Below are 12,855 nucleotides of genomic sequence, written 5' to 3' on the forward strand. Positions count from 1 at the left end.
AAACAAATAACAAAAGGAATGCTAAACGCATTCCTTTTGTTTTAAATAATAGTCAACCATTAAACCTATTATTTAATAGCGTTTACTAATCTAATAAACTCTGCTTTATAACCAGATTGATCCTTCCCTCTACCCTTTTCTGCTAATGATATAACGTCTTTAATAGTTGAGTCATTATAAAACTGAGAGTGTCGCAATTGCATACCAAATAATGCTACAGCACTTGCAAAGTTCATGTCTGGGCTAGCAATACTTGTTTCGTTTTTTTGCATATGCACCATTTCTATACTTGTATCTTGATCTGGTTTTTTATATCTAAATTTTACAGTAAATAATTCATCTTTATAATTAGTATTTACTTCAGTTCTTTTTGTATATTTTAAATCAATTTGATCTCTAATAAAATGACTTTCTACTCCAACAGGTATCACTTCATATAAAGCTGTAACAGTATGACCAGCACCTAATTCTCCAGCATCAATTGCATCATTAACAAAGTCTTCGTTAGCCAATAATCTGTTTTCATAACCAATTAATCGATAAGCCTGAACAAGATTAGGGTTAAATTCAACTTGAATTTTAACATCTTTAGCTATTGTAAACAAAGTACCACCAAATTCTGTTTCAAAAATACGTCGTGCTTCCTGCATTGTATCTATGTAGGCATGGTTACCGTTACCTTTATCTGCTAATATTTCTAGCTTATCATCTTTATAGTTTCCGTAGCCAAAACCTAATACAGATAAAAACACACCAGATTCTCTTTTTTGTACAATCAATTTTTCCATTGCATCATTGGTAGATGCGCCAACATTAAAATCACCATCAGTTGCTAGAATCACTCTATTATTTCCTTTTTTAGAAAAATTCTCTTGTGCTAATTTATAAGCCAACTCGATACCTTCTCCACCAGCTGTTGATCCTCCAGCACTTAAATTATTTAGTGCCTCAATAATTTTTTCTTTGTTTTTCCCTGAGGTTGGCTTTAAAACTACTCCTGCTGCTCCTGCATAAACAACTATAGCAACTTTATCTTTATCTCTTAATTGATTGACTAATAACTTAAAAGCATTTTTTAATAATGGTAATTTGTTCTGATTATTCATTGAGCCTGAAACATCTATCAAAAACGTAAGGTTAGCAGCTGGTAACTCTTTGTTTTCATAAGTTTTACCTTGTAAACCAATTCTAACTAATTGCGTTTGTTTATTCCATGGTGTATTAACCACTTCAGTATTTATTGAAAAAGGATGCTTGTCATTAGGTTGTGGATAATCATAATTAAAATAATTAACCATCTCTTCAATTTTTACAGCGTTAGAAGGTATTACTTGTCCATTATTAAGCATACGTCTAATGTTACTGTATCCTGCTTTATCTACGTCTATTGAGAATGTTGACAATGGGTTTGCATTGGCTAACTTAAATTTATTTTCATGTATTTTAGTGTAAGATTCATTTTCAATTTTATTAATATTAGGAAACTGATAATTACTACGTTTAGTCTTTATTAAAATTACGCCATTAGCACCTTGACTACCATATAATGCTTGTCCAGCATACTTTTTTACAACTTGTATTTCTGCTACTTTTTTAGACTTTATTTGATCTACTTTTGACTTTGAAACAATTTTACCATCTACCACATATAAAGGCGTATTATTATCTGACACAGAAGCATAACCTCTTATAATAATATTTGAATTGTTATTTGATTTGGTGTTTGAATCTGCTACTTTAACACCAGACACTCGTCCTGCTAATTGATTAGAATAACTCTTAGTCACTGACAAAGATTCTGCACTAATCTTACTAACGCTGTTACTAAAAGTCTTTTTTTGCTTTCTAATTGCATAAGCTGTAACCACTACTTCATCCAAACTATTGTCTGGTTGCAATGTCACATTGATTGTATTTGATGATCCTACAGTAATATCTTGACTTGAATAACCAACATAACTGAAGACTAGTACGTCTCCAACATTTACTTGTAAGCTATAATACCCATCAAAATTAGAATTTACTCCAATAGTGCTACCTTTTATAATCACGTTGGCTGATGGAAGTGGTGAACCGTTTTCATCACTTATTGTTCCTGAAATTGTTTTTTGTTGTGCTTGTACTTGCATCATCATACATAATGCAATTAGTAAGTTTAATCCTGTTTTCATAATGGTTGTTTTTTGTTTAAAACAAACCTATAACCATCCTTAGGATTTTAAAACCAATAATGAGTGAAGTATCATTTTGGGTTAGGGAACTTTACTTTTTAAGCAACTGCATTGTTTTTAACCTATTAACCTTACCTGAGGACGTTTCCGCGAAAGCGTTAATAGCTAATATAATTTTAGGTGTTTGTATGTTTGTTAAACCTGTAAAAGCGTCTGGATTAACGTTATTATTTTTTGCTTCTAGCACCAAAACAGGGACTTCTCCAAAAGTGTCATCTTTTTGAGCTGTTATAAAAAAACGACCTTCAATTTTAGACTGAAGTTTTGCTTCTATTTGCTCAGGAAACAGCTTTACTCCTCCTGAATTTATAACATTATCAATACGACCTAACCATTCAAATGTAGTTTTACCATGTAATTTTACAACGTCATTAGTAATAATTTGATTTGTTGTTAATTGTGGAGCATCAATAACCAAACATTCTTTTTTGTTTTGGCTAATTGCAGTACCTGGAAGCGTGGTAAAAATATTACTTGTGGTATTATTTATTTGCTTAACAGCAATATGGGTAATAGTTTCGGTCATTCCGTAGGTTTCAAAAACCTGAGTTGTTAATCCTAAAAATTGTTGCTTTAAAGCTGTAGACACTTGTGCTCCACCAACAATTAGCGTTTTAATAGCATCTAATTGATCTAAAGATTTTTCTACTTGCGCAGGAATCATTGCACAGAAGTCATAATGCTTATTTTGATTAATTTTAGGGGTTGTTGTTGGCTGTACATTGTCTATTTCTAAGCCTAAAATTAAAGCGCGAACCAACATCATTTTTCCTGCAATATAACTTGCTGGCAAGCATAATAAAGCTGTATTTCCTGGTTTTAAATTAAAATAATCTCCAGTAGCAATAGCCGAATTAACCATAGCTTGCTTGCTTAACATAATGCTTTTAGGTTGACCAGTAGACCCTGAAGTATTAACTGATAAAAACTCGTTATCATCTAACCAATCTAATAAAAACACACCAATTTCTTGTTCATAAGTTTCACCCTCTTTAATATAACTATAAGCAACTTCTTTTAAGCCATCAAAAGAAAAGTAATTTCCGTTAAGCTTAAATCTATTATGTATTTTATTAAAGGTAGGTGTCATAACTTAATCTGAAATTGTATAATCGTTTTCTATTGGCACTTCAATTTTTCCGAATAATTTATCTTTCCAATTAGTCCATTTATAAACCTTAGCAAAAATGAATAACAAAATAGGGAATACTACAAAAACAGGTATAATAATGTCTCCAAATCCTGCTCCAGGTTCGGCAACATCTTTTAAAACAGAGTGTGTTTGTAAAACAGTCCAATCGCTAGTTAACAATAAAGCGCCAAATAAATTATTAGCTGCATGAAACCCTAAAGCCAACTCCATACCTTCGTCCATTAAAGTCAAAATACCTAAAAACAATCCTGTACCAATGTAATAGACCATAACACCATAACCTAGTTTTGCAACCTCAGGATTAAAGACGTGCATTCCTCCAAAAATAACTGACGTCATTACTAACGGAAACCATCTGTTTTTTGCTAATAAACCAAAACCTTGCATTAAATACCCTCTAAAAATATATTCTTCCAAACTGGTTTGAATTGGTATTAAAAGTATAGCTATTACCAATAAAATTAAAAAACGTTCTAGCTCAAAATTCCACACATAATTTTCTGGTGAAGCTAAGTAATCAATAACAATCATTCCAGAACTTATTAAACCCCAAAACAAAAATGCAAACATAACACGCTTCCAGTCTATTTTTAATCTAGCTGTAGTTACAGACAACATGGTTTGTTTATGTAAATATTTAACAGCAATAATTAAACCTAAAAAGCCAAAAGCAAAGGATAACAACAGTAAAAATAAATTTAAATTTGGCTCTAATATTGTCATTAAGTGCTGCTCGTCCACAGCGTAAACAGAACCTCCTTCTGCAACATGTTTCATGATAGCAGCAATGGTAAAGGGCAATTGTCCAATCACAGCAAATATTGCAATAATCAAAGACCCAATCAAGTAGCGCCAAAATTCGTGCTTAACTTTAAATGCCTGTTTTATAAAATCCATAGTTTAAAATTTAAAATCCCAATTTGTATTAATATTGTACTGCAATGTACCGTTTTTAACCTGTAAAGGCGAATTAATGTTATTTGTAAATAAACTACCAGTACCCAAACCTTGAGGCAACTTGCTTTGTTTAGTAAATGTATATTGTGCAATAGCATTTAAGCCAACATTACTTTCCAAAGCACTAGTAATCCACCAGCCAATATTTTGTTGTTCTGCTAAATTAATCCAAGTATCACTACCTTTAAAACCACCAATAAAACTAGGCTTTAAAATTATATATTGCGGATTAATAGCCTGTAATAAGGCTTCTTTTTTACTATCATCAAATACACCAATTAGCTCTTCATCTAAAGCTATTGGTAAAGGCGTTTGTCCGCACAAGTTAGCCATAGCTTCAAATTGACTAGCTTTAATAGGTTGCTCGATGGAATGCAAATTATACTCTGAAAGCTGCTTCAGTTTTTCTAAAGCTTCATTTGGATTAAAAGCACCATTAGCATCGACACGCAATTCAATATCGCTTTCGCTGAAGTTTTGCCTAATACCTTTTAAAATATCAAGTTCTGTTTGAAAATCTATAGCGCCAATTTTAAGTTTTATACAACTAAATCCAGACGCTATTTTGTTTTTTATTTGAGTTGTCATAAAAGTTTGGTCACCCATCCAAATCAAACCATTTATATCTATTGATGCTTTACCACAAGTAAACTGTGAAGGATACAAAATAAATGGATCTTGACTTTTTAGGCTATTAAAAGCCATCTCTAGACCAATTTGAATACTTGGATACTCATGGTTTTTGGCATATAAAACCTCTAAACCTAAATGAATATTTTGACACGTATAATGTAGTTGCGCTTCGTAATTAGGTGTATCGTCTGCACTTAAGCCTCTTAAAATTCCGCACTCTCCAATGCCTTGTTTACCCTCTTTTTCAATTATAACAAACCAAGTTTCTTTAGTTTTTAAAACGCCTCTTGACGTTCCGCTTGGTCTTTTGAAGTTTAAAATATGTTTGTGGTAAGTTGCTTTCATTAAAATAATTAAACTTTATAAATCTATACTTTCTCCAATTTCTAAAAGCATTAAGTCTTTATTTTTATCAAAAAACTTTCGTTTAGCTACTTCATGGTCAATTTCTATGTAACCAAATGTATCAAAATGATATCCTAAAACTTTATCACAATCTACAAAATCACTAGCAAGAATAGCATCATCAATTCCCATTGTAAAATTGTCTCCTATTGGTAAAATAGCCAAATCTAATTTGGTGTGCATTGGTATTAATTTCATATCAAAAGTCAAAGCAGTATCACCAGCTATATAAATATTTTTGTGTTCGCCTTCCAATACAAATCCACCAGGTTGTCCACCATAACTTCCATCAGGAAACGAAGATGTATGCACAGCATTAACATATTTTAAGCGACCAAAATCAAAACCCCAAGTTCCACCAAAATTCATAGGATGACCTTCAAATCCTAAATTTTGAAAATGTGCAACAATTTCAAAATTAGAGACAATTACAGCATTTGTTCGTTTTGCAATAGCTTCGACATCTAAAATATGATCTTGATGTGCATGTGTTAGCAAAATGTAATCTGCTTTAATCGTATTAATATCTATATGACTAGCTTTTGGATTAGCTGTTATGTATGGATCTACCAAAAGATGTATATCTTCTATTTGAATTCCTATACTTGCATGACCGTAAAAAGTGATTTTCATTTTATAATGGATTTTATAATAATTGTCCTATACCTATTAAAATACTTAACAAAACTGTGGTTAATGCTAATTTTTTTAATTCTGGATCAAAATCTTTAGGATTTGTAACAGTGTTTACTTTTTTTAAATGTAATAATAAAGGTAAATAAGCAATAAAATAGATTAAATTAAATGGTGTTTTATAATAAATAAGTCCAAATACAACAGTTAAAATAACAGCTGTAATTATCAAAATATAATGATATTGTTTTGCCTTAACAGCGCCTAATTTAACCGCTAATGTAATTTTATTAGAGGTTTTATCTGATACAATATCACGCATGTTATTTAAATTAAGCACTGCTGTACTTAATAAGCCAATACTAATGGCTGGAAGCAATGTTATTACATCTACGTGTTTAGCATACAATATATATGAGCCAATCACACTAACCAAACCAAAAAACACAAATACAAATATGTCACCTTTACCCTTGTAACCATAAGCGTTATCACCTACAGTATATTTTATGGCTGCATAAATAGAAAAACCAGCAATCAGTAAAAAGAATATACCCAATAGAACATTGGATGCTCCAAAAGACACATATATTAGTAAAATAGCCAATACAATACTGATTATTACATTTAACCTAATTGCCTTATACATTTGTTTTTGTGTAATTTCTCCAGATTGTAAAGCACGTGTTGGTCCTATCCTATCGTCATTATCTGTCCCTTTCACACCATCTCCATAATCGTTTGCAAGATTTGATAAAATCTGAAAACTTAAGGTTGTTAGAATTGCAAATACAAATATTGTGATATTAAAAAAACCATTAAGCTTAGCTAAACAAGAGCCTAGAATAATACCAGAAATTGATAATGGTAATGTACGCAAACGCATTGCTGACAACCATTTTTTAGTATTATTCATAGACTATGGTATCCATTGTTTTGGAAAGTTAGGTTTACGTTTTTCTAGAAACGCATCTCTACCCTCTTTAGCTTCATCTGTCATATAGGCCAAACGTGTTGCTTCTCCAGCAAAAACCTGCTGACCAACCATTCCGTCATCAGTTAAATTCATAGCAAATTTCAACATTTTAATAGACGTTGGTGATTTTTCTAAAATCTCTTGAGCCCATTGATAAGCAGTGCTTTCAAGCTCATCATGAGGTATAACAGCATTAACCATTCCCATTTCATAAGCTTCTTGAGCAGAATAATTTCTTCCTAAAAAGAAGATTTCTCTAGCTTTTTTTGACCAACCATTTTAGCTAAATAAGCAGATCCATATCCACCATCAAAACTAGTTACGTCTGCATCTGTTTGTTTAAAAATAGCGTGTTCTTTACTCGCTAATGTTAAATCACAAACGACATGTAAACTATGTCCTCCACCAACAGCCCAACCTGGTACAACTGCTATAACAGCTTTAGGCATAAAACGTATTAAACGCTGAACTTCAAGTATATTAAGTCTGTGGTAACCATCCTCTCCTACATAACCTTGATGACCTCTAGCTTTTTGATCACCTCCTGAACAAAAACTATAGACACCATCTTTAGTCGATGGACCTTCAGCTGATAATAAAACCACTCCAATTGATGTGTCCTCACCTGCATCATAAAATGCATCATATAGCTCTTTAGTAGTTTTTGGTCTAAAAGCATTTCTAACATTTGGTCTGTTAAAAGCTATACGTGCTACACCATTACATTTACTATAGGTTATATCTTCATAATCCTTGGCTTTTTGCCATTTTATATCACTCATATTTTCATCTAATTTTTAAAGTATAAAAATACGGAATTATTAGTTTTTAAATGAAAATAATTAGCTTACAATCTATAGAATGATTTTACATTTAAGAATCCGCTTAAAATCATGAAATTTAACACAAACCATAATAAAACGCTGAATAGCAATAAATTGATATTATAACAACAAAACCAACAACAACACTTAATCTATAAAAAACGCTTTTTGTCTATTTGATAAATTTTATTATATTTACGCTTTAATTCGCTATTAAATTTTATAATATTATGAGTAATGAATATTACTGACTCAACATTTTACCATTTGGTATTAAAAGAGATTAATTACAACTTAGGAGATTTGTACATGCTTCAAGATGTAGCTGTTTTACAAGTTAATAAAGGTCAACATGTAACTAAAAATTCATTTGAAGATATTTTGAAAGAATTATACATGTTTTACGAACTAAAACAACAGAATTTTGCTTTAATTTCTAATAATATTAATGTGTATACTCTTGAAGATTCAAATTGTGACAAGTACACTAATCTATTTTCAAACTTACACCTTCATGGTATTGTTGACTATTCTAATTTAAACGAAACTAAAAAGTTTCAACAAAACAATTGTAGTAATACAAAGTCAAGAACATTTAAAAATCTAAATGAAGCATTTAATTATATTAAACCTAAAGTGTTAATTTAAATAAACATAATTATAGCGTGATTACTTTGCAATACTAATCTATTACAATTAGAAGCATTATAAGCTATCTTAATAAGCCCTAACCTTATTCTGATAGCTTATTTTGTATTTAATCGACACTAATTGGAGTTTAATCGAAAACACATATTACACAGACTATCAATTATTTAAACAGACAATAGAAACATAAATTTGTGTAAACGCTATTAAATTTATGAAAACTATTAACAGTCAGCTAGCAAATCAAGTCAAAGATGTCTTTACTTCCAAACTCGGAACATTTTACATTTTAGAAGATGTTATTATATCTGAAATTAACGAAGGAAAGCATTTAACAATTGAAAATACTCAAGAATTTTTAAACTATATTTATAATTATTATGGTCAAAATAAAAAGTTTGCTTACATCTCTAATAGAGTAAACAATTACTCAATTGAAGTGTTAGACTACCCTAAAATAAGCCAAATATTACCTAATTTAGAATTATTTGCAATCATTAGTTACTCTCATTTTGATAAAATGAATATTTATATTGAAAAACAATTTTGCAAAGTACCCTATAAAAGTTTTTCCTCTATAAATAATGCCTATAAATTTGCAAATCAATTTCTAAACAAAAAAAATATTAGTGCTTAAAAACACAAATACATCTATTAAGTCTAATTTGATTCAATAATAAAATATTGAATAGATAGATTTTACATCAAAAAAAGCAACCTTTTAACTGTTTTATTAAAACGGTTATCGAATACCATTTTCTATTCTCTAACAGCGCTTTTCTAAATATTAAATTTGTAATAAAATTCTCCAAAATGAAAATAGTTGACTCTACACTAGCGGATTCCATTTTAGATATTCATATAACTAAACAAGGTAATTTTTACTTTTTAGAAGGCATGGTTATTTCTGAAATAAACGAAGGAATTACCTACACTTTTAATGAGGCTTCAAAAGTTATACAAGCTGCACATGATTTTTACGGACCAAACATAAGTGTTTGTTATCTATCAAATCGTGTTAACAACTATTCTTTAAAACCATCTGATTGGTTAAAGTTTTTCAGAAATACTAGTAATCAATTAAATGGCTATGCTGTAATTACCAAAAGTGAAAACAGTTGGTTTAATGCTTTAATGGAACGCTTATTTTGTAAAACAGATATTATAAGATTTGATGATCTTTACAAAGCAATTGATTGGGCTAAGGAACAAAATGCAGCTATTAACAACCAAACTAATCTTGCGTCTTAAGATAAATCCCATCCGGTTTTAAATCTACAAGCTTTTGCTTGTATAATGTACCTATTGCTTTTTTAAACGTTTTTTTACTCATCTGCAATTGCTCTTTGATTGCTTCAGGATTTGATTTATCTGTTAAAGCTAAAAACCCATTACCATCGGTTAACTCTTGCATGATTTTATCGGCATTAGGCTCTATATTTCTGTAACCAATATTACCTAAGCTAATATCTAACTTATTTCCTGGACGCACTTTTTTAACGATACCTTTTAAGCGATCTCCTACACTAATATCTTGAAAGATATTGTCTTTGTATATCAATCCAATATGCTTATTATTTACAATAACATTCATCCCTAAATCACTTGGATGAGAAACTATTAAATCGACTTGATCAAACTGATCTACAGTCAACTCTTTATTATCTAAAAAACGATTAGTTTTACTAGAAGCTACTAAACGCTCTGTAACTTCATCTAAATAACAATGTACAAGATACCAACCTCCTTTTTTCATAGGAAAAGCTTGTTCTTTAAAAGGACAAAATAATTCTTTAACTAAACCAAAGTCTAAAAAGGCTCCAATTTTAGAAACAGCATTACAACGCAACATCGCAAATTCACCTTTAATAATATAAGGTTCGTCAGTTGTTGCAATCATTCGCTCTTCATTGTCTAAATAAATAAAGACCTCTATATCATCACCAATTTCAAAATGTTCTGGTACGTATCTGTTTGGTAATAAAACTTCATTATTATCTGCATCACCTAAAAATAATCCAGGTTCTGTGTCTCTTAAAATCTCAAGTGTATTAAACTCTCCTATCTGTATCATACTGCAAAGGTAAGCATATAAAAAAAGCGTTACAGAACTGTAACGCTTTTTTTATATAAAATTTTATTCTATTTGTAAATAGCTTCTTTTTTAAAGTGCTTAGCTAATAAATAATAAACTACAGCTCTGTATTTATTTCTGTTTGATCTACCATAAGTTTCCATTACAGAATCTATAGCTTTATCTAAGTCTGCACTATCTTCTAAACCTAACTTTTTAATTAAAAAATTGTTTTTTACTGTAGCTAATTCAGAATCATCAGATCCAGAAACAGTTGCAGCGTCTTTATTGTATATTGATGGCCCACAACCTATTGTTACTTTAGTTAAAAAGTCCATATCTGGAGTTACACCACATTTGTCTTTTAAGTCAGTTGCATACTTTGCTATTAATTCATCACGTTTACTCATAATAATAAAAAATTTTAGATTAATGTTTTTAAGCTATTTAAAGGTACAATAATTTTATTTCTTTTTTTAAACGTCAAGTTTTTAAAAACAAATTACGACAAAAGACGATTTTAATCGACAAAAAGCTATTTTACATATTTAAAATAATCCAATAATATAGCATCATTATCTCTGGATGGTGTAAACACTTCTAACAGTTTAGGTTGATTAGAAGGCGTATAAAGCGTTTTTAATGCGGACTGTAAAGTTGCTTCATTATCCGCTTTTTCATATGCAAAACCATACATATCACATAATTGTTTTGCTGTTAAATGATGTTTAGTTTCAAAAAAATAATCAAAGTTATCTGTGTTTTTATGTCCTGGTAAAATCCTAAATATTCCTCCTCCTTCGTTATTAATGACTATTATTCTAAAATTATTAGGTATGTAGTTATTCCATAAAGCATTACTGTCGTAAAAAAAGCTTAAATCACCAGTTATAAAAAGCGTAGGTTTAGGATTAGCTAAAGCTGCACCAATTGCAGTACTTGTACTACCATCTATACCACTTGTACCTCTATTGCAAAAAACTTCTAGTGTTGGATTTAAATCAAAAAGCTGAGCATACCTTATCGTAGAACTGTTACTTACTTGTAGTTGCGTATTATCGGGTAGCCCATTTAATATGTGATCAAAAGCTTTAAAATCTGAAAACGAAATTAAATCCATATAACGCTCATGTTTTTCACGTCTTATAGTCATTTGATTAGACCAATAAGGATTATAATTACTTTTTACAGCTTTTGTTAATGGTATAAAATGTTTAAAAAACGAATTTATACTTTGCTTAAACACTTTATTTAAAACGAAAAAAGTATCATTAGCTCCATTTTTGGCAACATGCCAATGGTGTATTGGTTTATGAGTTCTTAAAAACTTCTTTATTTTTTGGATACAATTAAACCTCCAAAAGTTAGTAAAATATCAGGCTGTAAGACTTGCAATTCGTTATCAGGCAAGGCTCCTATTAACTTATCTATACTTGGGCAAAATTTGTCATGATGCAAATTAGACGTCGTTTCGGTAAGTACTAACACACTTTCATCTTCTGCTAAAACATCTAAAAATTGTTGCTCTACACTGTTTGGAGGTAAAACACCTACTAAGACTAACTTTTGTTTTGAACCATTCCAAATTTCCGCGAAAGCGTTATAATCTTGATCCTCTTCAATATTATTAACAGGTATCAAGTTAGTTGGATTTACTGATAATTGATCTACTCTATCGTACAAGGGTTCGTTAAACGGAATATTTACATGAACTGGTCCTTGTGTGCTAATTGCTGTATTTAAAGCTTGGTTTATTTCGGTTTCATTGTAGTGTTGGACACTTTGTTGCAACTCTAAAAATTTTTCAATTTTATTTTCAATGCTCTTTATTATCGGCAATTCTTCCGCGAAAGCGTTATTATTTTTCGGATCTAAATCTTGCTTTAAATTGGCTTGATATTGAATGTGGTTATTGTAAATACCTTCTTGTTGTATGGTTTGACCATCACCAATTCCGACTAGATATTTTGGTCTATCTGCACTTAAAACCACTAATGGAATGTGACTATAAAAAGCTTCTGAAACTGCTGGATAATAGTTTAGCAAAGCACTTCCTGAGGTACATACAACTGCTACTGGATGTTTGATTTGTTGAGCAATACCTAAGGCGAAAAACGCAGCACAACGCTCATCAACAATACTATAGCATTTAAAAAATGGATCGTGAGTAAAACCAATAGTTAAAGGTGCATTTCTGCTTCCTGGTGACAAGACTATGTGTTGTATATTCTTGGCTTTACAAAGCTGAACAACGGTTTGCGCTAAAGGTATTTTTGGGTGTTTCATGTGTGTTACAAAAATACGAAACCCTAAACCTAAAT

13 protein-coding genes and 1 pseudogene are annotated in these 12,855 nt (G+C 30.5%); 3 read left to right on the top strand and 11 right to left on the bottom strand.

Translation table 11 applies throughout. The features are described 5' to 3' along the window. Positions 1-68: 68 nt before the first annotated feature. From AC0L4B_RS13975 to AC0L4B_RS14005, 7 genes and pseudogenes are all read right to left on the bottom strand, one after another. Entirely contained in the window at positions 69-2,171 is a 2,103-nt protein-coding gene (locus AC0L4B_RS13975) for a vWA domain-containing protein (RefSeq protein WP_473437464.1), read from the bottom strand. Between the two features lie 91 nt (positions 2,172-2,262). Next, complete coding sequence (locus AC0L4B_RS13980; protein ID WP_473437465.1) at positions 2,263-3,321, bottom strand: AMP-binding protein; 1,059 nt, start codon at positions 3,319-3,321, stop codon at positions 2,263-2,265. A gap of 3 nt (positions 3,322-3,324) precedes the next feature. Further along, positions 3,325-4,281 carry a lysostaphin resistance A-like protein gene (locus AC0L4B_RS13985; protein ID WP_473437466.1) on the bottom strand — a complete coding sequence of 319 codons (957 nt, stop codon included), beginning with the start codon at positions 4,279-4,281 and terminating at the stop codon, positions 3,325-3,327. A gap of 3 nt (positions 4,282-4,284) precedes the next feature. Then, the gene (locus tag AC0L4B_RS13990) at positions 4,285-5,319 is read right to left on the bottom strand and encodes an o-succinylbenzoate synthase (protein ID WP_473437467.1); all 1,035 of its coding nucleotides are present in this window, start codon (positions 5,317-5,319) and stop codon (positions 4,285-4,287) included. Between the two features lie 15 nt (positions 5,320-5,334). Next, the gene (locus AC0L4B_RS13995; protein ID WP_473437468.1) at positions 5,335-6,012 is read right to left on the bottom strand and encodes a metal-dependent hydrolase; all 678 of its coding nucleotides are present in this window, start codon (positions 6,010-6,012) and stop codon (positions 5,335-5,337) included. A 13-nt stretch (positions 6,013-6,025) separates the two neighbouring features. Further along, positions 6,026-6,928, bottom strand: a complete 903-nt coding sequence (gene menA / locus AC0L4B_RS14000) for a 1,4-dihydroxy-2-naphthoate octaprenyltransferase (protein ID WP_473437469.1) — start codon at positions 6,926-6,928, stop codon at positions 6,026-6,028. Between the two features lie 3 nt (positions 6,929-6,931). Continuing rightward, positions 6,932-7,770, bottom strand: a pseudogene (locus AC0L4B_RS14005) (1,4-dihydroxy-2-naphthoyl-CoA synthase). 279 nt (positions 7,771-8,049) lie between these two features. On the opposite strand from AC0L4B_RS14005, the gene AC0L4B_RS14010 reads away from it, so the two are divergent. The 3 genes from AC0L4B_RS14010 to AC0L4B_RS14020 all read left to right on the top strand — a co-directional run bounded on the left by AC0L4B_RS14010 (position 8,050) and on the right by AC0L4B_RS14020 (position 9,711). Then, on the top strand, positions 8,050-8,460 hold the full coding sequence (locus AC0L4B_RS14010; protein WP_473437470.1) for a hypothetical protein: 411 nt from the start codon (positions 8,050-8,052) through the stop codon (positions 8,458-8,460). 214 nt (positions 8,461-8,674) lie between these two features. Continuing rightward, entirely contained in the window at positions 8,675-9,097 is a 423-nt protein-coding gene (locus tag AC0L4B_RS14015) for a hypothetical protein (RefSeq protein ID WP_473437471.1), read from the top strand. A 176-nt stretch (positions 9,098-9,273) separates the two neighbouring features. Continuing rightward, positions 9,274-9,711 carry a hypothetical protein gene (locus AC0L4B_RS14020; protein WP_473437472.1) on the top strand — a complete coding sequence of 146 codons (438 nt, stop codon included), beginning with the start codon at positions 9,274-9,276 and terminating at the stop codon, positions 9,709-9,711. On the opposite strand, the gene AC0L4B_RS14025 is transcribed toward AC0L4B_RS14020, so the two are convergent. From AC0L4B_RS14025 to AC0L4B_RS14040, 4 genes are all read right to left on the bottom strand, one after another. Further along, positions 9,695-10,534: a CvfB family protein gene (locus AC0L4B_RS14025; RefSeq protein ID WP_473437473.1), complete on the bottom strand. Its 840-nt coding sequence runs from the start codon at positions 10,532-10,534 to the stop codon at positions 9,695-9,697. The two genes, AC0L4B_RS14020 and AC0L4B_RS14025, sit on opposite strands and share 17 nt — an antisense overlap. Before the next feature lie 68 nt (positions 10,535-10,602). Further along, the gene (locus tag AC0L4B_RS14030) at positions 10,603-10,944 is read right to left on the bottom strand and encodes a DUF2853 family protein (protein WP_028290893.1); all 342 of its coding nucleotides are present in this window, start codon (positions 10,942-10,944) and stop codon (positions 10,603-10,605) included. Positions 10,945-11,069: 125 nt separating this feature from the next. Beyond that, entirely contained in the window at positions 11,070-11,780 is a 711-nt protein-coding gene (locus AC0L4B_RS14035; protein WP_473437474.1) for a thiamine pyrophosphate-dependent enzyme, read from the bottom strand. An 86-nt stretch (positions 11,781-11,866) separates the two neighbouring features. Continuing rightward, positions 11,867-12,820 carry a thiamine pyrophosphate-binding protein gene (locus tag AC0L4B_RS14040; protein WP_473437475.1) on the bottom strand — a complete coding sequence of 318 codons (954 nt, stop codon included), beginning with the start codon at positions 12,818-12,820 and terminating at the stop codon, positions 11,867-11,869. Between the last annotated feature and the right edge of the window lie 35 nt (positions 12,821-12,855).

It is taken from the genome of Olleya sp. NP1-10 (assembly GCF_055804415.1).

Bases quoted from the DNA above. Each gene is read 5' to 3' on its own strand.
- AC0L4B_RS13975 (WP_473437464.1), bottom strand. From the start codon at position 2,171: ATGAAAACAGGATTAAACTTACTAATTGCATTATGTATGATGATGCAA.
- AC0L4B_RS13980 (WP_473437465.1), bottom strand. From the start codon at position 3,321: ATGACACCTACCTTTAATAAAATACATAATAGATTTAAGCTTAACGGA.
- AC0L4B_RS13985 (WP_473437466.1), bottom strand. From the start codon at position 4,281: ATGGATTTTATAAAACAGGCATTTAAAGTTAAGCACGAATTTTGGCGC.
- AC0L4B_RS13990 (WP_473437467.1), bottom strand. From the start codon at position 5,319: ATGAAAGCAACTTACCACAAACATATTTTAAACTTCAAAAGACCAAGC.
- AC0L4B_RS13995 (WP_473437468.1), bottom strand. From the start codon at position 6,012: ATGAAAATCACTTTTTACGGTCATGCAAGTATAGGAATTCAAATAGAA.
- menA (WP_473437469.1), bottom strand. From the start codon at position 6,928: ATGAATAATACTAAAAAATGGTTGTCAGCAATGCGTTTGCGTACATTA.
- AC0L4B_RS14010 (WP_473437470.1), top strand. From the start codon at position 8,050: ATGAATATTACTGACTCAACATTTTACCATTTGGTATTAAAAGAGATT.
- AC0L4B_RS14015 (WP_473437471.1), top strand. From the start codon at position 8,675: ATGAAAACTATTAACAGTCAGCTAGCAAATCAAGTCAAAGATGTCTTT.
- AC0L4B_RS14020 (WP_473437472.1), top strand. From the start codon at position 9,274: ATGAAAATAGTTGACTCTACACTAGCGGATTCCATTTTAGATATTCAT.
- AC0L4B_RS14025 (WP_473437473.1), bottom strand. From the start codon at position 10,534: ATGATACAGATAGGAGAGTTTAATACACTTGAGATTTTAAGAGACACA.
- AC0L4B_RS14030 (WP_028290893.1), bottom strand. From the start codon at position 10,944: ATGAGTAAACGTGATGAATTAATAGCAAAGTATGCAACTGACTTAAAA.
- AC0L4B_RS14040 (WP_473437475.1), bottom strand. From the start codon at position 12,820: ATGAAACACCCAAAAATACCTTTAGCGCAAACCGTTGTTCAGCTTTGT.